At 36.8% G+C, this 21510-nt stretch carries 19 protein-coding genes; 17 read left to right on the top strand and 2 right to left on the bottom strand.

What is annotated here, in order from left to right; genetic code table 11:
• Nucleotides 1-585: 585 nt before the first annotated feature.
• Nucleotides 586-2070 carry a xylulokinase gene (locus ACW0TQ_RS19420; RefSeq protein WP_341173313.1) on the bottom strand — a complete coding sequence of 495 codons (1485 nt, stop codon included), beginning with the start codon at nt 2068-2070 and terminating at the stop codon, nt 586-588.
• Between the two features lie 609 nt (nt 2071-2679).
• Between ACW0TQ_RS19420 and ACW0TQ_RS19415 the strand changes: the two genes are divergently transcribed.
• From ACW0TQ_RS19415 to ACW0TQ_RS19335, 17 genes are all read left to right on the top strand, one after another.
• On the top strand, nt 2680-3024 hold the full coding sequence (locus ACW0TQ_RS19415) for an ArsR/SmtB family transcription factor (protein ID WP_256705137.1): 345 nt from the start codon (nt 2680-2682) through the stop codon (nt 3022-3024).
• A 16-nt stretch (nt 3025-3040) separates the two neighbouring features.
• Nucleotides 3041-4339, top strand: a complete 1299-nt coding sequence (locus tag ACW0TQ_RS19410) for an arsenic transporter (RefSeq protein WP_341173312.1) — start codon at nt 3041-3043, stop codon at nt 4337-4339.
• Between the two features lie 14 nt (nt 4340-4353).
• Nucleotides 4354-4773: an arsenate reductase (thioredoxin) gene (arsC, locus tag ACW0TQ_RS19405; protein WP_343771473.1), complete on the top strand. Its 420-nt coding sequence runs from the start codon at nt 4354-4356 to the stop codon at nt 4771-4773.
• 497 nt (nt 4774-5270) lie between these two features.
• On the top strand, nt 5271-5609 hold the full coding sequence (locus ACW0TQ_RS19400; protein WP_256705134.1) for a hypothetical protein: 339 nt from the start codon (nt 5271-5273) through the stop codon (nt 5607-5609).
• Between the two features lie 355 nt (nt 5610-5964).
• Nucleotides 5965-6408 carry an SRPBCC family protein gene (locus ACW0TQ_RS19395; protein ID WP_212929062.1) on the top strand — a complete coding sequence of 148 codons (444 nt, stop codon included), beginning with the start codon at nt 5965-5967 and terminating at the stop codon, nt 6406-6408.
• Between the two features lie 375 nt (nt 6409-6783).
• Nucleotides 6784-7575 (top strand): MerR family transcriptional regulator, encoded by a 792-nt coding sequence (locus ACW0TQ_RS19390; RefSeq protein WP_341173311.1) that lies wholly within the window; start codon nt 6784-6786, stop codon nt 7573-7575.
• Nucleotides 7568-8503: an ABC transporter ATP-binding protein gene (locus tag ACW0TQ_RS19385; RefSeq protein WP_341173310.1), complete on the top strand. Its 936-nt coding sequence runs from the start codon at nt 7568-7570 to the stop codon at nt 8501-8503. The genes ACW0TQ_RS19390 and ACW0TQ_RS19385 overlap by 8 nt, the downstream gene beginning before the upstream one ends.
• A complete protein-coding gene (locus ACW0TQ_RS19380; protein ID WP_256705131.1) occupies nt 8500-9270 on the top strand; it encodes an ABC transporter permease in 771 nt (256 codons plus the stop codon). Before ACW0TQ_RS19385 ends, ACW0TQ_RS19380 begins: the two co-directional genes overlap by 4 nt.
• A gap of 76 nt (nt 9271-9346) precedes the next feature.
• A complete protein-coding gene (locus ACW0TQ_RS19375) occupies nt 9347-10426 on the top strand; it encodes a hypothetical protein (protein ID WP_256705130.1) in 1080 nt (359 codons plus the stop codon).
• 256 nt (nt 10427-10682) lie between these two features.
• Entirely contained in the window at nt 10683-13298 is a 2616-nt protein-coding gene (gene ppsA / locus ACW0TQ_RS19370) for a phosphoenolpyruvate synthase (protein WP_341173309.1), read from the top strand.
• Between the two features lie 931 nt (nt 13299-14229).
• Nucleotides 14230-15204 (top strand): LacI family DNA-binding transcriptional regulator, encoded by a 975-nt coding sequence (locus ACW0TQ_RS19365; protein WP_256705128.1) that lies wholly within the window; start codon nt 14230-14232, stop codon nt 15202-15204.
• Between the two features lie 13 nt (nt 15205-15217).
• Nucleotides 15218-16105, top strand: coding sequence for a ribokinase (rbsK, locus tag ACW0TQ_RS19360; RefSeq protein ID WP_332094429.1), 888 nt, complete (start codon nt 15218-15220; stop codon nt 16103-16105).
• A gap of 156 nt (nt 16106-16261) precedes the next feature.
• Nucleotides 16262-17182, top strand: a complete 921-nt coding sequence (gene rihC / locus ACW0TQ_RS19355) for a ribonucleoside hydrolase RihC (RefSeq protein WP_341173308.1) — start codon at nt 16262-16264, stop codon at nt 17180-17182.
• A 30-nt stretch (nt 17183-17212) separates the two neighbouring features.
• A complete protein-coding gene (dcuC, locus tag ACW0TQ_RS19350) occupies nt 17213-18634 on the top strand; it encodes a C4-dicarboxylate transporter DcuC (RefSeq protein WP_256705125.1) in 1422 nt (473 codons plus the stop codon).
• Nucleotides 18635-19558: 924 nt separating this feature from the next.
• On the top strand, nt 19559-20023 hold the full coding sequence (locus ACW0TQ_RS19345) for a YehR family lipoprotein (RefSeq protein ID WP_289585038.1): 465 nt from the start codon (nt 19559-19561) through the stop codon (nt 20021-20023).
• Between the two features lie 51 nt (nt 20024-20074).
• Nucleotides 20075-20224 carry a hypothetical protein gene (locus ACW0TQ_RS19340; protein WP_341173307.1) on the top strand — a complete coding sequence of 50 codons (150 nt, stop codon included), beginning with the start codon at nt 20075-20077 and terminating at the stop codon, nt 20222-20224.
• A gap of 104 nt (nt 20225-20328) precedes the next feature.
• On the top strand, nt 20329-20529 hold the full coding sequence (locus tag ACW0TQ_RS19335) for a hypothetical protein (RefSeq protein WP_341173306.1): 201 nt from the start codon (nt 20329-20331) through the stop codon (nt 20527-20529).
• Nucleotides 20530-20670: 141 nt separating this feature from the next.
• Here ACW0TQ_RS19335 and ACW0TQ_RS19330 read toward each other — a convergent pair whose 3' ends face one another.
• Nucleotides 20671-21246: a DUF4352 domain-containing protein gene (locus ACW0TQ_RS19330; protein ID WP_341173305.1), complete on the bottom strand. Its 576-nt coding sequence runs from the start codon at nt 21244-21246 to the stop codon at nt 20671-20673.
• Nucleotides 21247-21510: the final 264 nt, after the last annotated feature.

Raw genomic sequence — 21510 nt, 5'->3', positions numbered from 1 at the left:
TAGGAGCTTAATTAACTGTAAATGGAAATAAGTATGAAAAACCAATCTTAGATACTAGGATTGGTTTTTTCATACTTGTAAATAGTTGAAATTTCTATTTAATGTAAAAACTTCTAATTACTATAAACGTTCAATAAAATTTTTAAATACACTAGTTTATAAGTTGTCTACAGTTGAATTAATATAAAAGAACTTCTAGGTTAGCATATCTTATGGAGATTATTCTTGCTACAATCACTGCTTTAGCTGGTGCCTTTATGTTAGCCAGCGCGGTAGAAGGATGGTTTTTGGCAACTATGTATTACTGAAGTTTTTTTAATTTGTGTTAGAGTCCAATTATTTTTTTAAAGTAAAGTGGTTGTCGATAATTGAAAAGATGGTGAAAATCATATAAGATGTTCTAAAATGCACAGAAGGGATTATTTTTTGTTGAATTATTATAATGTGGCTGTTACCAAATAATTCATTTAAGTTCAAAGAGATTACTATCCAAGAGGACAGCATGTAACGTAAAATCTAGTCAAGCGCTAATTTCTAATGAAGAAAATTCAACCTAAACAGCCACAAAACAGCCCCAAAGCACATTCACCTATACACCGACTGCAAAGCAGGATGTAATTTCTTAAAAGTCTCATATTGTGCTGCATAAACTGCTACTCTTTCTTGATTCGGCGTATAGTCTTTACTTGGGATGTTTCTGACAAACGTATTCACAAACTGCCGATAAGATTCACACCATCCCAGCTCGATAAAAGCTGTAGACGCCACCCCAATAGATGGCAGATACTCACTATTTAATGGAACTCGAATGGGATGGTTCATAATATCTGTCATCATTTGACACCAATGATTGCTCTTTGACACGCCGCCAATTAATGTAATCGTACGTTGATCCTTTAAATCATACATTTCTAATGTTTGTTTTAAGGAGAAAGTTACCCCCTCCAGAGCTGCACGTGCTAAATCTTTCCGCTCTGTATGCGGAGTGATTCCCCAATAGGCCCCTTTTGCCTGTGGGTCAATCATTGGGTTCCGCTCCCCGTTCAAATAAGGCAAAAATAATACACCGCCGCTGCCTGGCTCCGTTTGTTCGATTAACGTTTCAAACGTTTCATATTTATGTGCAACATGTTGGTCAATATACAATTGAGCTGCCCATTGGTGGACATTCCCCACATTAAGTAATGGTGCCACCGATATACGATGTGATTTTTCCACAAAAGCCAGATTAAAATGACTTTCTGATAAGGATTCTAACTGTCCTTTATTTCTTTCTACAATGGCTAGCCAGCCGGTTGTCCCCATATAAAAATAACAATCATTTTCATGAACTGCCCCAGCTCCGAGGGTGGTTGCTCCCGCATCTCCTGTTCCATTGATGACAATAGTAGATGTCGAAAATCCGGTGAGTTTACTAGCTTCTTCGGTGATTGTTCCTACGACACTATCTGCTTCTAGTAATTTAGGTAATTTTTCTTCGTTAATCCTGCAAGTTTGAGAGATTGTCTCGTTCCAGACACGATTTTTAAGATCCATCATTCCCGTAGTTGCTGCAGTTATTGGATCGGTGACTGCTTCATTCGTCAGTTTATAAATAACATAGTCCTTTGAACTAAATACAAATTTCTTTGTATTCTCATACTGGTTAGGGGAATGCTTTTCCAACCATTTTATTTTAGCCAGTGGTGTTGAGGCACTCACATTATTCCCTGTATGACTGCGAATTTCCGGACACTGCTTATGTACCCATTCCGCTTCTTTTCCAGCTCTCATGTCAGAGTATAAAATAGCGAGATACGTATCCGCTTCACTAATGGAAATGACATCTTCCATTTGACCAGAAAAGGTTATTGCCCGAACAGATTCAGGAGAAATGCCGTTTTTCCACCAAAGCGATGTAATCTGTATGACCGCTTTCCACCAATCTGCCGGTTGTTGTTCGATTAATCCCTCTTCAGATACAAAGGTTGTTAACTCAACCGAATGTTCTTCCATAAGCTGCACGTCTTTACCCACCAAAATTCCTTTTACTGCTGTTGTTCCAATATCAAAAACAGCTACATATGTCATATTACCCCTACTTTTCTATGATTGTTTTTATTCACCAATACATTGATATCATGCCGCTTCCTCTTGTAAAGCAGCAAGCCGGACGAATTCACTGCCCGCAACTGTCCCATCATGACCCTGCTGTAGAATACTTCTTAGATTATAAAGCTGCATGCAAATATGTATGAAACTATTATACATGATTTTTTAATGATTAATTGTCAGAAGACTCTGGAGTTATATTCGTAGAGAGCGGTCAAAGAATAATTTATTCTTGAATATTGTGTTATGTAGGCAAGTGAAAGGGTGGAGCGTCTTAAATTATGCAATTGCAGAACTAGTAATAGGAGCGGCACTTGAATGTAGGAGTTACTTATACACTCAAATTTTTGATTGGGGAGTCTATTAATTTATACTTTAGCAGCATTAAGCTACTACATATCTTTACTTTATTCTGAAGGCGTGGTTAAAAGATTAGAGGATAGATATTCCTAAAATAAATTGAAGAGAGCAGGTCATAGGGGATTGCTGTACGGATATTCAGCAACTGTGGAAAAAGTGTTTTTATTGTATATATAAGTGAATAGTTATATAATTATATAACATTAGGATAGTGAAAGGGGAATCTAGATGTTACAAACAACAATCAGCATGGAGAAGGCTGCCGGGATTTTAAAATTACTTGGTGATAAAACAAGGCTGACTATGTTGAAACTAATGGATGAACAGACTTGTTGTGTTTGTGAGTTCGTTGAAATATTTCAATCGAGCCAACCATCCATTAGCCAACATTTACGCAAACTGAAAGATTTGGAGTTAGTGAAGGAAGAAAGAAAAGGACAATGGATATTTTATTCGGTCAATAGTAAGAGTGAGTATTATTCATTCATCAAACCAATTTTGGATCAATTACCGAATCAAAATGATAAATTAAAAGAATTGGAAGAAAAAGGAATACGTATTTCTTGCTGTTAGGTTTGGAGGTTTTATTTTGTCAGCAACACTTCTACTCGCCATTTTAATATTTGTATTAACCCTCGTTCTGGTCATTTGTCAGCCGAAGAATTTAAATATCGGCTGGTCTGCCATGGGAGGAGCTGTTATTGCTTTACTCGCAGGAGTAGTGGGATTTAGTGATGTACTTGAAGTTATAGGCATCACATGGAATGCAACATTATCATTTGTCGCCATTATTCTTATTTCGTTAGTATTAGATGAAATTGGATTGTTTGAATGGGCAGCATTACATATGGCACGAATTGCAAAAGGGCATGGAATCAAGATGTTTGTCTATATCAGCATTTTGGGTGCGATTGTCGCAGCTTTATTTGCGAATGATGGTGCAGCACTTATTCTAACACCGATTGTACTTGCAATGGTACGTCACTTGAATTTTAAAGAAAAAATGATTTTTCCATTTATCATGGCAAGTGGGTTTATCGCTGATACAACATCCCTGCCGTTTATTGTTAGTAACTTAGTTAATATCGTTTCAGCCGATTTCTTTGGTATTGGATTTGTCGAATATGCTTCAAGAATGATTATTCCAAACTTATTTTCTTTAATCGCCACGATTTCGGTATTATTAATTTATTTTAGAAAAAACATCCCTAAAAATTATGATGTATCGAAATTAAGAACACCAAGTGAAGCGATTAAGGATTTAAAAATGTTTCGTCTATCCTGGTTTGTACTTGGTTTATTAGTAATTGGGTACTTTACGAGTGAATTTATCCATGTACCTGTTTCCATTATTGCTGGAATCATTGCGATTTCCTTTATCATCATGGCAAGACGCAGTACCGCTGTTAATACGAAAGAAGTGATGAAAGGTGCACCATGGAATATTGTATTCTTCTCTATTGGAATGTACGTGGTGGTCTACGGTTTAGGTAATGCTGGGCTTACTTCTGCACTTGCAAGTTTGATTCAAACAGTTGCTAATCAAGGATTGTTTGTTGCAACGGTTGGCATGGGATTTATTGCAGCCTTTCTGTCCTCTATCATGAATAATATGCCTACCGTAATGATTGACGCTTTAGCCATTGCGGAAACCAATACATCCGGTGTGTTACGAGAAGCACTTATTTATGCGAATGTAGTCGGTTCTGATTTAGGACCCAAAATTACACCGATTGGTTCTTTAGCAACATTAGTATGGTTATATGTCTTATCACAAAAAGGGGTTAAAATCTCATGGGGAACTTATTTTAAAACAGGGATTATTTTAACACTTCCCATCTTATTGATTACATTAGCAGGTTTATATTTAACATTGATTCTATTTTAAAAAGGAGAATGATTATGTCTAAAAAAACAATTTATTTCTTATGTACTGGAAACTCTTGCAGAAGTCAGATGGCTGAAGGCTGGGCGAAAAAACATCTTGGAGATGCTTGGGAAGTGAAAAGTGCAGGCATTGAGGCACATGGCTTAAATCCAAATGCCGTAAAGGCAATGCAAGAGGTTGATATCGATATTTCTAACCAAACATCCGATATGATTGACTCGGAAATCTTAAACAATGCGGATTTTGTAGTAACCTTATGCGGGGATGCTGCGGGTAAATGTCCAATGACACCGTCACAAGTGAAACGTGATCATTGGGGATTTGATGATCCAGCCAAAGCTCAAGGGAATGAAGAGGAAAAATGGGCTGTATTCCAAAACGTCCGTGACCAAATAGGAGAAAGAATTAAACGTTTTTCGGAAACAGGAGAATAAAATAATAATATCTGCGAAAATAAAACTAGAAAAGGTATAGTTCATTTCGAATTGTTCATCAATTAATGACAAAAGAAAACATTCTTCGATTAAAGCGATAGATGTATTGCTTTAATTCTGATAAATTTAATAGAGAACAAAAATAGAAAAGAGCGTTTACTATGTCGACGTAGGCTTTTTTAATTCCCCAGCATTAACATTCTCGATTGACTTCGGTTGAGCTACCGCACACGAATTAGGTGTGCGGGGAGTTAAAGAATTATTAAAAATAACTAGTAACCAAGATTTAGAAAAAATATAAAGACTATATATAAACACCAACTATGGCGAGGCAGTCCATAAAACAATTATGACTAATATTTTTTTCTAATATATTTGAAATACTTAATCAATCAACGAAGATATAGTATATAAGACAGACACATCATTTAAAGATAAATTTCTCGCTTTTTACGACTAAAAATAATAATGGTAATTACTTGTCTTGGAAGAAAAATGTGTTATCTACTATTAGCTTTGTCCAATCTCCTTTTCTGAAATTACGTATATTGAATACGAAAGGAGTGATAAAGCTATGTGTTATAATTATGATCCATGTAAAAAGAAACACGATAATCATTGTAAGTGCCGCTGTCACAAGAAGAAAGAGCGTCATCATGATTGGTGTTGGAGAAATGATTACTATGGTAACCAAGACCATGATAGATGCCGGAAAGATAATCGTTATGATAACCGAGACTATGATAGATATCAAGGAAATTACTATCGTAGCAAACGATGTAAGAAAAAATTCTGTCATTGCTGTAACAGGTATTATTAAAGATAAACAGTTGTGACCCTCTAAAAGTTATCATTTTAATTAGGCTGGTAATTGGCTGTATTATGTTCGGATTGGACTCCCCTTAATACAGCCAATTTTCTACCTATAACTTTTCAGCTACAATAAAGCTGCGAAATTCTATCCCTTTGGATTCTTTCTTGTCCAAAGGGACTTATTATGGTTAAAATAAGGGAGCTGACCAATAATTTGGCAATATTACCGAAAATGGATATGAAATATGTTGGTAAAATAAATAGAGATAGTGACAAGATATACTTATACTAACCGTTAATTTAGTAAAATAAGAAAGAGCCTCATAGGGTATAATGATAAAGAAATATTAAATCATTTGAAGGAGAGTTGATTTTATTATGGATACGCAAGTAACTACAAAACTTAAAATACATAAGCCGGCTAATGAGGTGTTCGAAGCTATCGTAGATCCTTTGAAAATCGGAAACTTCTGGTTCTCCTCAAGTTCCGAGAGATGGGAAGAAGGCAAGTCCATTACGTTGAGATATGATGAGTATGGAGCAGAAGGTAAAATAAATGTATTAACCATTGAGGAAAACAAGAAAATCAAATTTTCATGGGGCGAAGAAACCAATGAAGAAACAGTTGTTAGCCTTACCCTGAAAGAGTTTGAAAATACAAGTACCATTATTGAAGTGAACGAATCAGGTATTAATGAACATGATCCGGAAGCAGTAAACAAAATGCTGGGTCAAAAAGAAGGCTGGGTATATACGTTAACTTGTTTAAAGGGCTATTTGGAACATGGAATTCGTGATTTGAGAGCATCTTTAGTTCATTAGGTAGAAGCATCTTCTGTAATTATCTTGCCTTATGGAACGAATGGATGAATTAGCTTAAATTCCGTAAATTGTCATGATGCAAAGTTAAGAATTATCCGCTGATGCTGCGTGTGGATGGTTATGTTAGGTATCGTAAAATAAAAAAGAAACCTGGCCAAAAAACACGGAGGCAAGGTCAGCAGCAGAATAACCCCTTCCTGTTTTGAAATGCAGAGAAGGGGTTATTTTTTTGTTGGATTTTTTAAATGGGAATGTATTTTTGATTACAACATTTCGCTTAAACCGGTACATAATGAAAAAATAAAATAATTCCATTTTATCTGCTTGCAAATGACGTTGCGTAATGTGATTTAATATTAATTAGGAGGTGTATTCATGGAAAAGAAAAGGAAGTTTTCGATTGGCGAAATTTCCAAACTGACTGGTGTCACCGTCCGGACGTTACAATATTACGATAATATTCAATTGGTGCCATTACAAAAAAGCGAAACAAGCAGACGGAGATATTACACAGAATCAGACTTAACCAGGCTCCAACAGGTTCTGTTCTATAAATCATTAGGATTAAAAATCAAAGATATTACGAAGCTGTTAGAAGAAACCACAACTGCTGAGCAGCTTCGTCACGTATTAGAAAAACAGCGGGAAATTTTTTATTATAAGCTGCATGATATCAAAAGCAATATTGCGATGATTGAAGCGAGCTTGGCCGGGATTGAAAAAAATGATTCTCTTCCTTTAGGGAATTTGGTGCAATTAATTATCTCTTTAAACAAGGACACCGTTTATCAATATAAAGATGTTTCCTTTGATAAAAAATCAGAAGATACCTTTATAGAGCACTATCAGAACGAGGAAGCGATTTTAGAAGTATATTGGGACTGGAAAGCGCTGATATTAGAAGCGGTCGCGCACATACTGAATGCTATTCAGCCAGAGAGTGAGCAAGGACAAGATTTTGCTAAAAGGTGGATTGAGATGGTAGTAAATATTTCAGACGGGAGCCAGGATCTGCTTGATGTTTATAAAGATTCCTATAAAAATCGGGAGCAATGGCCAAAGGAGGATCGGCAGCTGATTGACTTTACCAATACGTTTATCGATAAGGCGGTAGAACACTATTTATCCTCAGGTAAGTCTGACGATGGGAGGAACCAAAATGATTGAAATGAAGCATTTAACCAAAACATTTAAGGATAAAATCTCCGTCAATCAATTATCACTGGTCATTCAGCCAGGTGTGGTGACAGGCTTTTTAGGTCCAAATGGTGCAGGGAAATCCACAACGATGAAAATGATTTTGGGACTGATAAACCCGAGCAGGGGCAGTGTAACGATTGATGGAAAGGCCTATAAAGATTTGAAGCTTCCTATTTCTAAAGTAGGAGCTTTAATTCATGGAGACGCAGTAAATCCAAAACTAACTGCCAAGCAGCATTTAGAAATCCTCGCTTCAGCTAGCGGTATTTCCAAAAAACGAATAGATAGCATACTGATGGAAACGGGATTGGAAAATGTAAAAGACAAACCAATCGGTACATTCTCCTTAGGAATGAAACAGCGCTTAGGAATTGCTGCTGCTCTTTTGGGAGATCCGGAAACAGTCATCTTAGATGAACCCTTTAACGGATTGGATGTAGACGGCATTCATTGGTTGCGTAAATTAGCAAAGAGGCTGGCAAGGGAAGGAAAAGCAGTACTTGTGTCCAGTCATCTCATGAGTGAAATGCAAATGATAGCGGATCGAATGATTATCCTAGCTCAAGGAAAATTAATTGCGGATATGACCATCGATGAATTAGCACAAAACAGCCTCGGCTCCTTTGTAAAAGTAAGCTGTGAAGATAATCATACATTACAGCGTTTATTAACTGCGAAAGGAGCAGAGGTGAAACAGGTAAAAAATGACGCGCTGCAGGTTTATCAATTAGATATAAAACAAATTGGATTAACAGCGAAGGAAGGACAGCTTGCTTTATACGAATTAACGAAGGTACAGCCTTCCTTGGAACAATTATTTGTAGAATTAACGGAAGGAAAAGCGGATTACGTTTCAACGGATAAGCTGATGACAGAAGGGAGGGAAAGCGAATGAGGAATATCATTCAAGCGGAATATAAAAAGATTTTCTTTCTTACCTTTTCCAAAGTCTTTTTGACTTTTACCATTGGAATCAGTTTATTGATAGGAGTTATCTTTGCTGTAACAACCAACGTCACACAGGGTACGGCAATTACAGATTTATCTGTTATGGAGGTTGTTTCCGCAAATATGCTAGGCGTGGATTTAGCCAGTATTTTGCTGATTATTTTCACTGCGTTAACGATATCGAGGGAATTCACCGCAGAAACCATTTACACTTCTTTAGCAGCCGTTCCGAATCGGAAAAAACTGTTTTTGGGAAAGTATCTCATCTTTTTTCTACTGTCCATAGCAATGAGCGTCTTAATCGTAGCACTCACTTACCTGTCCAGCCAACTCATTCTTATGGCAAATAACATGTCCTTTGCCAGCTTAGCAGATTCGGATATCCGGCAATTTGTTTTTGGAGTCTTGCTGATGCCAATATTTTATTGCCTGCTTACCGTTGCGGCAACGATTCTTTTCAAAAACAGCGGTGGAGGAATTGCATTTTCTATCATCATTTTGGCAATCCCGGCTCTGATTCAAATGTTTCCCGATTCGCTCCAAAAAATCTTTCTTCCGCTTTTGCCTCAATCGGCAATACACAGTTTATCTGGTACAGCTGGAGCAGAATCGTTTGAAGCAACCGATGCGATTACCAGTATGGGCATATTGATTATCTGGTTAGTCATAACATCTGTCATAGCTATCTTTTCATTTCAGAAAAGGGATTTTTAATCTATTCTAGTAATAGGAAGAAATAATTTTTCATATAGATTATCATTCATAAAACTTATTTAACATGGAGAGAACAATGAATATAAAGAAGATATATCAACTTTTATTAAATTTGCTGCTTGTATTCTTTTTGATATTTTTGCTTTCTGTAGAGCAATTAAACTTATATGCAGTCATCTATGCTGTGGTGACGGTGCTTCTGATTGCCCATCTTTGGTTATCGCAGAATAAAAAAACAACAAAAATCATTTTGACAATTATTTATTTACTCATTATGTCTGCGCAACAGGTGTTTAATACCTTATTTGTATTTTCCGGTATCGATACAGGCATGGTATTTCTAATAAAGAAAATGATTGCGGTTATTTTTATGCTGGTTCCTTTTTTTGTTTTGTATTTTAATTATCTGTATACGATACAAAACGTCTTTTCCCAATCTGTAAAGGACGCCACTGCAATCAGTTTTAACACGATGAAAGAAATGCAAAAAAGTACAGTCAGCTTGGGGAATAAATTAAAGAAAGGCAGAAATTCCTTATCCCGGGAAAACCTAAATGAAATCATGGAGGATATTCCCAGGCACAGCTATACGAAATATTTAAATAAAAATACCTTAACCGATGCCTTCTTTGCGGAATGTCAGCGGAGTTTAGCTGATGAACATTTGTATATTGTCATTTCAAGTACCGGAAGTCCTGCAAGTGAACTGATCTCTGTCTTTACACAAAAAGTTTATAATCATGTTTCACTTAGCTTTGACAGAGACTTAAAAACGATTGTGAGTTATAACGGCGGAGAAAAAGTTTCCCCACCCGGCCTGAACCAAGAACAGTTAGTACAATTTCACAAAAAGGACGATGCGGAAATATTAGTCTACAGCCTGGAGGCTTCAAAGGCACAAAAAGAAATAATTATGGATAAAGTAAAGGAAATTAATGGAACAGGCAGTGCGTATAATTTTGTCGGGCTGGTTACCAAATTCTCTATCCGTCCAAATATTATGTTTTGTTCCCAGTTTGTCTATAATATGCTGAAAATAGCCGGCTTGGAGTATTTTCAGAGCCCTGCCACTAAAATAAAGCCGACCGACTTAGTGGAAAAAGATTATTATAGAAAATTGGCATTTTGTTATCGAATTAAATTTAATGAGTTGTGAAATGTTTGGTTGATTACTGAATCACAGGTTAGAAGAAAAAATGTATAACTATATGTATTGCAGATTAAAAAGGGTATGAGCTGCTGTACGTGGAGAAAATCAGGTGATTAGGTTAAGGTCTGGCTACCTTTCGAAAATGGAACGCTAGCTCTTTCTAGTTTAATTATAGCATATACAAAAAAGTAAATATAGACTGTTTATTCCCAGTTACTACTGCTAAAATCAATAGAACCATAGCGAATAGGAGAGATGTAGAATGCGTTCTTTGGTTATCGGTTTTCAGGAAATGGACAAAACACAGCTTATGAACGTTGGAGGCAAGGGGCTAAATTTAGGGGAATTATCAAAAATTCCAGGGATAAAGGTGCCGGAAGGATTTTGTATCACGACAGCTGGATATCAAAAAGCCATCCAAAAAAATGGTCGATTTAAAGAATTACTGCACCAGTTAGCAAGATTAAATGCAGCGGATCGAGACCAAATTGGTGAACTCTGCAAAAAGATACGGCAAACCATTATAGAAGCAGAAATCCCTTCTGATATGGTGCAGGAGGTTACCAGCAAACTCTCTAAATTTGGTGATAGACATGCTTATGCTGTTCGTTCCAGTGCCACTGCTGAGGATTTGCCTTATGCTTCCTTTGCCGGTCAGCAAGACACGTATTTAAATATCATCGGAAAAGAAGCTATCTTACAGCATATCCGAAAATGCTGGGCTTCCTTATTTACGGATCGTGCAGTGATCTACCGGATACAAAATGGATTTGCTCACAATCAAGTTTATTTATCTGTTATCATTCAAAGAATGGTGTTCCCGCAGGCTTCAGGTATTTTATTTACGGCAGATCCCATCTCCTCCAACCGAAAACTGCTATCGATTGATGCTGGTTTTGGGCTAGGAGAAGCGCTGGTTTCCGGCTTGACATCAGCTGATTGCTATAAAGTAGAAGAAGGGAAAATTATAGATAAGATGATAGCCGATAAAAAATTAGCTATCTATAGACGAAAAGATGGAGGGACAAATACACATCAGCTGAATCCGGAACAACAAAAGGCTCAAACACTTACAGATCAACAAATTTTACAGCTGGCCAGTATCGGACGTGAAATTGAAGCTTCCTTTGGAATGCCGCAAGATATTGAATGGTGTTTGGTTGATGATACATTTTATATTGTCCAGAGTCGTCCTATTACGACGTTATATCCCGTCCCTGAAGTGCATGATGCAGAAAAACATGTTTATGTATCTGTCGGCCATCAACAAATGATGACGGATCCTATGAAGCCATTAGGAATTTCCTTCTGGCTGTCAACAACTCCAGCACCAATGCATCAAGCTGGCGGGAGATTATTTGTTGATATTGCACCGCGACTAGCTACACCTGACAGCAGACAAACGCTGATAGAAACCCTTGGAGAGTCTGATCCGCTGATAAAAGATGCCTTAATGACTATTATTGATCGGGGAGATTTTAGCAAACCTTTGCCAAATGGCGATCATGAACCAACATTCACCAATCGTGATAAAGCGATGGATTCGATTGGTTTTCAATCACAAATTGAAAATGACTCCACGATTGTCTCTGACTTAATCAAAAGCAATCAAGCATCTGTAGATGAATTAAAACAGAATATCCAAGCCTATTCAGGAGCGGATTTGTTTGATTTTATTCTGGAAGACCTTCAGCGATTAAAGGAAATCTTATTTGATCCGCAAAGCTCGAAAGTAATCATGACTGCTTTAGAGGCTCCTGTATGGATTAATAAAAAAATGGAGAAATGGCTGGGAGAAAAGAACGTGGCAGATATACTGTCGCAATCTGCACCAAACAATATTACTTCAGAGATGGGACTGGAATTATTAGATGTGGCAGATGTCATTCGCCCTTACCCGGGAGTAATTGCGTATTTACAAGGCGTTAAAGAGGATGATTTTCTAGATAAATTGACCGAATTTGAAGGTGGCCCAGAGGCTCAACATGCCATTTATGCTTATCTGAACAAATATGGTATGCGCTGTGCCGGGGAAATCGATATTACAAAAACGCGTTGGAGTGAAAAACCGTCTATACTTGTCCCAATGATTCTCAATAATATTAAAAACTTTGAAGCTGGTGCCAGCAAAACAAAATTTGAGCAAGGACGGCAAAATGCTTTCAAAAAAGAACAAAAGCTTCTTGGACGCTTGGAGCAATTACCCGATGGGAGGCAAAAAGCGAAAGAAATGAAGCGGGTAATTCGTTTAATGCGGAATGTTATTGGTTATCGGGAATATCCGAAATATGGCTTTATTAGTCGTTATTTCATTTATAAACAAGCTTTGCTAAAAGAAGCTGAACGGCTCGTACAAGCGGATATTATTTATGAAAAAGAAGATATATACTACCTCACTTTGGAAGAACTTCATGAAGCTGTACGAACAAACAACTTGGATTATCAGATTATCAGTGAACGGAAAAAAGCATATAAATCATACGAAAAAATGACTCCGCCACGTGTGATGACATCAGATGGTGAGATCATTACAGGTGATTATAAAAGAAAAAATCTCCCTGCCGAGGCAATAGTAGGTTTGCCTGTTTCTTCAGGAGTTGTAGAAGGAAAAGCACGTGTTATTTTAAATATGGAAGAAGCCAACTTGGAAGAAGGAGATATTTTAGTTACGCCCTTTACCGATCCCAGCTGGACACCATTGTTTGTTTCCATTAAAGGACTCGTTACAGAAGTTGGCGGGCTGATGACACATGGAGCCGTTATTGCAAGAGAATACGGTCTTCCAGGAGTGGTTGGTGTAGAAAATGCAACGAAGCGGATTAAGAATGGGCAACGAATTCGTGTGCATGGAACAGAAGGGTATATTGAAATATTGTAATTGTTGAGGATGTTATAGTAGAGAGTTGTTTTAAGGATTTGTGCTCAACTTAACATTTTATGGTGGTTGGATACTGTTTGACAAAGTCGAAATTACTTTATGTAGCACTATGACGCAAAGTATAAAAGCATGAAAAGGGGTAGTAGTTATGTGAAAAAGCGGTTGATAAATGCCTTTTCTGTACAATACGAAGGGGGCAATTCTTTAATAAGGCGTATCCCATGTTTATTTTGCTAATCAGCAGTTTATTGAAAATCACTATTAATCCTATATACTAATAAAGTCTAGATTGAGCCCCTTTAGATATGATTATCTAAAAGGGGTTTTTATGTCTGTACTCTTTTGAACCTGGCAGGATTTTGAAGAATAAAATAAATCAAAAGAACAAAAAGCTAAAGCGAAAAAAAGGAAGTGTAAACTAAATTCCCCTTGCAGTTCTTTTTTGGGAGCGGGTTGGTTATTATTTGCACGAACGCTTACCGGACTTGCAACTGCAAGTTGAGTTGCCTTTACTGCCTTATATCCGATTTATTTTTCAGAGGATGAAGTCCATGTTGCAATGGGAAGCATTTCTTTTACTTTAATATTTGCTCAATTTCTTGGGATGCTCTTTAGTGGTTTGATTATAGAAGGTTGGGGATGAAGAGCTCCTTTTTGGATGGGGGGAACCTATCAATCTTTTTTCGATATTTATAATCATTTAATGAACCATCAGCAAGAGGAAACAGAATCGCTGGATAGTTTTGTTATTTGTGCGAGGCAGTAAGAAATTAGTTGTAATGGAGAGATATACCCAGTAAAATATTAAAAATAAAAATCATTGACATTGAAATGAAATCGTTTTACAATGTTATGTAACGGGTTACATAAATCCGTTTTAAATTTACATTAATATGTAACGGGTTACATATTTGATAGAAGGAGGAATGTTATGGCGACTATCCGAGAGGTTGCAAAGCTTGCCGGTGTATCTGTTGCTACTGTCTCCCGTGTTATGAATAAAAATGGATATATCAATGAAAAAACAAAAGAAAAAGTAGAAGCTGCAATTAAAGAATTAGATTATCGTCCAAATGATGTAGCCAGGACTCTTTTTAAAGGGACATCTAAAATGATTGCATTATTTGTACCGGATATTATGAACCCATTCTTTCCTGAGCTGGCGCGTGCGGTGGAGGATACTGCAAATAAGTCAGGCAATACTTTTATTCTTTGTAATACGGACAACAATCGGGAGAAGGAAATGAAATACCTGCATGCCCTGCTGCAAAAAACAATTGGCGGCGTGGTAATGGTTTCAAGCTCCATTCCTTTAGAAACGCTGAATAAAGTAAACGTTCCAATTGTTGCGTTAGACAGAGAAATTATGGATGTGATTTCTGTTACGGTTAATAACCGGACAGGTGCGGTAGAAGCAGTGCGGCATCTGCAGAAGTCAGGCTGTAAAAGGATTGCACATATAAGTGGACCGGAAGATACAACAAGTGCAGTAGAACGTAAAAAAGGGTATTTGGAAGCAGTGGAACAAGAGAATTGGTTTTCAGAAGATTTTATTACCTCGGGAGAATATACCTTCGAGGATGCCTATCATGCAGCAAAGAACTTAATAAAAAAACACCCTGAAATTGATGGTATTTTTGCTGCGAATGATTTAATGGGGGTAGGTGTTTTAAAGGCTGCTGAAGCTTTGAACCTGCGTGTTCCAGAAGATTTATCTGTTATTGGATTTGATGGGATTGAATTAGGAAAAATTACAACACCGGCACTGACAACAATGGGGCAGCCTATCTATGAAATTGGGCAGCGGGCTGCTGAAATAATTATTGACCGGATGGAAAATAAGCAGAAGGAAATTACTTCTGAACAATACACTGTTCAATTAATCAAAAGACAATCAACAAAGTAAGGGAATGAATTGTATGAAAAAAAATCCAAGTGTCTGTGTTGTTGGAAGTATCAATATGGATATGGTAACAACAACGAATAAAGTGCCTGAACAGGGAGAAACGGTTCTTGGTGAATCGTTTACAACCTATCCCGGCGGTAAGGGAGCAAATCAGGCAATTGCAGCAGCCAGGCTGGGAGCAGAGGTTGTTATGGTTGGAGCTGTTGGTGATGACTCATTCGGAAAAATTTTAAAAGAACGATTTCGTGATGAAGGCGCTAATGCGGAAGCAATTATAACAGTTCCTCATGAATCAACCGGTGCAGCAACTATTGTTCTTTCTGATGGGGATAATCGAATTATTGTTGCTCCAGGAGCAAATAAATATGTAACACCGGAACTGGTGAAAGATAAACAGGAAATTATTCTTTCCTGCGATATCATATTAATGCAATTTGAGATACCGAAGGAAACAATTGAGTACACGATAGAGCTTGCTTATAAACATGGAATTCCTGTTGTTATTAATCCAGCCCCATATAACAAGATTCTGGAGAACGTTGCAGAAAAAGCAGCGTTTATTACACCGAACGAATCAGAGCATTCGGCAATGAAGCAATCCATAGATACTTTATCTATAAAAAAGAAGATTATAGAGACAAAAGGAGAGCACGGTGTTGCCTTCACCTTCCCGGATGGGAAAGAGAAGACAATTTCTTCTTTTCAGACAAAGGTAAAGGATACTACTGGAGCAGGAGATACCTTTAACGGGGCCTTTGTAACGGAATATGCAAAAGAAAAAGATATAGAGAAAGCAATTGAATTTGCGAATGCCGCAGCCTCTTTAGCTGTAGAGAAAATTGGAGCTCAGGAAGGAATGCCGACAAGAGCAGAGGTTATCAAAAGAATGAAGAATCAATAAAGCAGCAAGGTTTTCTCTCAGGTAAGAACAGTATTTATACAGAAGAAAGATGCAGGCAGCTGTTAAGCCGAGAGAGAAGACGTCCTGCTTAATATAAAAATTTATTTATAAAATATTGAACAAAATTCAACTTAGAAAAATATTGGAGGAATTGTCATGAATAAGAAGCCAGTTATTATTGATACAGATCCAGGAATTGATGATGCAGTTGCACTAGGAATTGCTTTATACAGTGAAGAACTCGATGTCCGCTTAATTACAACGGTAAATGGAAACGTCAGCTTAGAAAAAGTTACGTATAACATGCTCCGGTTAATGAAATTCTTTAATAAGCAGATTCCTATTGCCAAAGGTGCTGCAATACCATTAATCGTTGATCCAGTTGATGCCAGTGATATTCACGGAGAGACAGGCATGGATGGTTATGATTTTGAAGAAGCAGATGAAAGCCTTCTTTTAGATGAACATGCTGTAACTGCAATGAAGAGAGAGATTCTAACAAGCGATGAACCAGTGACACTTGTACCGATTGGTCCATTAACAAATATTGCATTGTTATTTAGAACTTATCCGGAAGTGAAGCAGAACATTAAGGAAATTGTCATGATGGGAGGATCAACAGGCAGAGGGAATTCTTCGGTAATGGCAGAATTTAATATTTATGCAGATCCAGAAGCTGCTAAAATCGTTTTTGCAAGCGGTGTCCCTATTGCTATGGCTGGATTGGATGTTGGTCTAAAAGCACTTGTTTATCCGGAAGACAGCGAAGTTTTAAAAGATATGAATAAGACAGGAAATATGATTTATCATTTGTTTAAAAAATACCGGGGTGGAAGCTTCAATCATGGTTTGAAAATGTATGACAGCTGTGCAGTTGCTTATTTGCTAAAACCCGACCTGTTTGAAGTAGCACATTCTTATGTCGATGTTGAATTAGATGGTGCTTTAACAAAAGGAACAACCGTTGTCGATTTAAAAGGAAAAATGAATAAAACGCCAAATGTAAACGTTTGTGTTGATATTGATGCGAAAGAATTTAAAAAATGGTTTATGGAAAGCATTCAAAAATGTAATTAAGCATTAACCATTCTTCGGAGGGAAGACATCATGTTAGATAATCTTATTATGTACGGTTCCGCTGTTTTAGCCGTTGTCGTTATTGTCTATATGCTGATCAAGAAAATGGATATTAAAATTGCCTTATTTTTAATGGGGATTGTTCTGCTTTTGATTAGTTTAGCAATGGGAAAAGATATTGTATTTCAGGACTTTCAGTCAACCGGCTCAGCCCTGCTCGATCCATTACAGGTAATTGTTGAACAGTTCAAAGCAACACTGAGCTCAGCTGGATTAATTATTCTTATTCTTGGAGGATATACCGCTTATATGTCTTCCATTGGTGCGAATGATTTAACAGTTCAAGTATTGACAAAACCTATTAATAAAGTAAAGTCAGTTTATTTTCTAGTTCCACTTACATTTTTGCTTGGAAACGTTTTATCTTTGGTTATTCCTAGTGCGTCGACCTTAGCAATTCTGCTTCTTGCAACCTTGTATCCTGTTTTAAAACAAGCGGGGATGTCTACATTAAGTATTGGTGCTGTTATTGCCACCTCAGCAACGATTGTACCCACACCGCTGGGCAGTGATAACGTTGCTATTGCAGAGGAACTTGCTAAATATCCTATGTTTAATGATATGACAGTAACACAATATGTATTTAGCTATCACGCGCTTGTATCGATTCCTACCATTTTATTTATCGCATTGGTTCACTATTTCTGGCAAAAACGAATGGATAAAAAAATGACGGCAGCGGAGTCGGAGGAACAGGTGGAATTAAAAGATATTGAAAAGGTAGAGGGTAGTAAACTTTATAAAACAGTTTATTCAATTCTTCCAGTATTTCCGATTATTATTTTACTCGTTTCTTTTATTGTTGAAATGACAACTTCAGCTACGATAGCTGTTAATGTAGAAATTGCTGTGTTAATTTCATTTATCCTGGCAATTGTCTGTGAATTGATTCGTCATCGTAAGGCGAAAGAGGTCTTTGCAAGCACAGAGAAATTCTTTACAGGAATGGGTAATATGCTCCCAGTAGTAGCATTACTGGTTGCTGCTTCTGTCTTTGTTGCAGGTTTACAATCGATTGGTTTGATTGACACATTGCAGGAAACAATGCAAAGTACACATGGCGAAGGAAACGGATTTATTCTGCCGCTTATTTTAGTGGCTGTCACAGCGTTAATAGTCCTGTTGAGCGGAAGCGGCATTGCCTTATTCTTTGCAATGGTTCCGCTGGTTGTACCACTTGCCGAGGCAGCAGGTATCAGCCCAATTGCTATCAGTGTTCCAATGGGAATGGCAGGAAACTTATTCCGAGCCGTATCCCCTGTAGCTGCTGTTATCTTAATTGTAGCTGGAACGTTAAAATTAAATCCAATTCATATTATTAAGCGTACTTCTGTACCGATGATATCAGGTGTTATATTTATGTTTGTGCTATCTATGATTCTTTTCTTGTAAATGTATAAAATGAAGCTTGCTTCTGCTAGAGTTTTTACGGACGCTTATTTGTGATGAAATTTTAAAAGGAGCTGTTAGCAAATGCATAATATGCATTTTGCGACAGCTCCGATTTTTATGTCTGCACTCTTTTGAACTTGGTAGGCTTTTGAAGAATAAAATGTAAGTTTGTTCAGAAATTCATGCCTAAAAAGAGGGAAGAGTAAATTTATTAATGAAGAGATTTAAAAATGAGTTAATTGAACAAGTTAAAGTTCCAGTATAGTTAAGTACCTGGGGAGAACAATATGGTATTATTAAATTAAGATTCTATAAGAGGCCTCTCTACATAGACTCTTTTTATCATGTTTTCAAATCCTCCGTTATAAATAATCGCCATACAAGAATCCATAAACACGAAATCAAAACAAAAATAAATATTACAATTCCTTTACTTTCTTTTATGAAGTAGGTAAAAAGAGGTGAAAAGAGCACTTTTCAATGATAGCTAAGAAATGAATAAGATAAGGAAGTTTCTTAATTATTTTAAATATAGAACTCAAAATTAGGGAAAAGGTCATAACACAAAAAGGGGACAAGCCAGTTCGAATTAGGACTAAGTGATATTCGGCCTATTGTAAAATGATTTATAAATACATAATATTATGAAATAACATGAAAGCCTGTTATTTGAAAACTTCATAAGAAAGGAAGCGCACATATGAAAAAACGGTTATTCATCTATTTGGTTTTACTGAATTAGTATGACAAGAATTGCTTGTAATTCAGATGAAAAAAGCTCCGAACCAACTTGCCTTGTCTCTGCAGAGGAAGCTTCCCCTGAGATGCAAGTAATGCGGATCAGGGAAAAATATTGGACCGGATCTAAGTAAGGTAATGGAACCATGTAAAAAATATAAATTTGTGATGGATGGGAGAAAAAACATGATTAAACAAAAAACTTTTAGAATCATTGGAATGCTGGCTTTGCTTGTGGCATTAGCTGGACTCATGGCTTGTAACTCGGAAGAAACGGTCACACTCCAAAGTGAACAAAACGGAGTTATTATGAAAATTACATATGTAGCCGAGGGTGACGAAGTAATAGAACAATCTACCGAAAGTGAAATACCCTATTCTTCTTTAATGGTAACAACAAAAGAAGAGGCTCAAGCTATTCTCGACCCCATTGTTGCCGAAATCCAAGGAACAGAAGGACTTGAACATAATATTGATTATCAAGATGATAAAGCCATTGAAACAATGACAATCGATTACACGACAGCTGATCTTTCTGAAATATCAGCACTGCCTGGTTCTACCTTTGAAGGAGAAGAGGGTGCTGATACGGTCAGTTTGGAACAGTCTGTAGAAATGATGGAGAGCCAAGGCTTTGAAGTCGTAGAATAAAATTGCTTAATAGAGGAGGCCGTACCTGCGTTATGTGAGGGTGCGGTCGTTTTGTTTACATTACAAGAAGGTACCATTCTTAGACTTTATTTATTATGGACGATTCTGGAGTGGTTTTTTATTGCTCTTATCGCTCGTATGAGTAATAAAAGTTATGCAGGAAGAGAGAAGCTTCGGCATGATATGAATCAAGGCGCCTAAGCTGTAAACGAATTAAAGTAACAAAATTTGATGAAATATGTTGATATAACAAATTTATCAATAACCTATCAAAAATGAAATAATAAACAAAGGAGAAATCTATAATGACCAACATGATTGCCTATCTTTTTGGCAGACTTCTAGGAGCGTTTTTACTTTCTTTCATACTTACTGGGATTTGGGGTCTGCTTTACCGTATCATTAAGAAAAAATCTATGCCGAAGTTTTGGTTGAAGCTCTTTATTATTGCTGGCATTCTTACAATCATTTCGATGGTAGGGGCAATGAATCAACAGAATATGTAAGATATAGATACTCCAAATATGGACTTATTTCTGAATAGGGATCTTTCTCTATTTTTAAAAAGATGTCATTCACAAAAAATCCCTGGCACGATGCCTCACGCCAGGGTTTGGATTGATGATGGGTTTAATTGGTTATTTATCTTATTGATTAGGGTTAGGCAATTCGAAATGTGTTTCTTCATCTGACATCATTTCAAATTTTAATAAAAAGGTATCGGCATAATCTACTCTTTCTACGTACACTAACGGTCCTGTTATTTCTTCTCCCGGAGCTAATTCTTCATCTGCTTCCGGAAAAAATTCATTATAAGATATTTCCCCGCCATCTTCATCTATTGCTGATAAGTTGGCAGAATACATATCATGAGGCACATAAGCTTCATCACTTATATTTTTGAATGTAACGTCTGCCACGGCCAGCTTAAAATCATCATCAGAAGTAGACATGACATCTTCCATTGGCTTCCCATTTGCTTCTTCAGCAAAGTAAAAATCGTTTACCGTTACCTCATAATCAAATTCGTATAAATCGCTGGTAATTACTGCTGTATCACCGATGCTGTATACCTCTTTTTCTTCTTCTGAAGTATCTGTATCTTTTTCGCTCTCTGCTGTTTCGTTGTTTTCTTCTTCAGTATTTTCTCCAGTATCGCTGTCACTGGTGCATGCAGCCAATAATAAACTTAAAAATAATGCTGCCAGTAATAATTTTTTCAACGGGTTGTTCCTCCCAAATTTATTTTTTATAAAATTAATACTAGCAAAATAGTGTTCTATATTCCATTGTTATTTTTCAAATTTAGTCATTTTTTCTGTTGAAGAGGCTTTGCCACTTCCTTTCTATTTAAATGAAATAGAGAAATGAGGCAGGGGGTGCCTCTAGAAAGTTTCTATATTTTTATTTAATTTTTTTCTGAGGTTTAAGAAACAAATTGTTTGAACAAGGTAGGTAAATTTATTGTCGAAAAAACAATATAAGGG

This window comes from Oceanobacillus sp. M60, assembly GCF_053839645.1.
This window is presented reverse-complemented; position numbering and strand designations above follow the sequence as displayed.

Bases quoted from the DNA above. Each gene is read 5' to 3' on its own strand.
- ACW0TQ_RS19385 (WP_341173310.1), top strand. From the start codon at position 7,568: ATGATTGAAATGAAGCATTTAACCAAAACATTTAAGGATAAAATCTCC.
- ACW0TQ_RS19365 (WP_256705128.1), top strand. From the start codon at position 14,230: ATGGCGACTATCCGAGAGGTTGCAAAGCTTGCCGGTGTATCTGTTGCT.
- rihC (WP_341173308.1), top strand. From the start codon at position 16,262: ATGAATAAGAAGCCAGTTATTATTGATACAGATCCAGGAATTGATGAT.
- ACW0TQ_RS19375 (WP_256705130.1), top strand. From the start codon at position 9,347: ATGAATATAAAGAAGATATATCAACTTTTATTAAATTTGCTGCTTGTA.
- ACW0TQ_RS19380 (WP_256705131.1), top strand. From the start codon at position 8,500: ATGAGGAATATCATTCAAGCGGAATATAAAAAGATTTTCTTTCTTACC.
- ppsA (WP_341173309.1), top strand. From the start codon at position 10,683: ATGCGTTCTTTGGTTATCGGTTTTCAGGAAATGGACAAAACACAGCTT.
- ACW0TQ_RS19395 (WP_212929062.1), top strand. From the start codon at position 5,965: ATGGATACGCAAGTAACTACAAAACTTAAAATACATAAGCCGGCTAAT.
- ACW0TQ_RS19415 (WP_256705137.1), top strand. From the start codon at position 2,680: ATGTTACAAACAACAATCAGCATGGAGAAGGCTGCCGGGATTTTAAAA.
- rbsK (WP_332094429.1), top strand. From the start codon at position 15,218: ATGAAAAAAAATCCAAGTGTCTGTGTTGTTGGAAGTATCAATATGGAT.
- arsC (WP_343771473.1), top strand. From the start codon at position 4,354: ATGTCTAAAAAAACAATTTATTTCTTATGTACTGGAAACTCTTGCAGA.
- ACW0TQ_RS19420 (WP_341173313.1), bottom strand. From the start codon at position 2,070: ATGACATATGTAGCTGTTTTTGATATTGGAACAACAGCAGTAAAAGGA.
- ACW0TQ_RS19345 (WP_289585038.1), top strand. From the start codon at position 19,559: ATGATTAAACAAAAAACTTTTAGAATCATTGGAATGCTGGCTTTGCTT.
- dcuC (WP_256705125.1), top strand. From the start codon at position 17,213: ATGTTAGATAATCTTATTATGTACGGTTCCGCTGTTTTAGCCGTTGTC.
- ACW0TQ_RS19390 (WP_341173311.1), top strand. From the start codon at position 6,784: ATGGAAAAGAAAAGGAAGTTTTCGATTGGCGAAATTTCCAAACTGACT.
- ACW0TQ_RS19335 (WP_341173306.1), top strand. From the start codon at position 20,329: ATGACCAACATGATTGCCTATCTTTTTGGCAGACTTCTAGGAGCGTTT.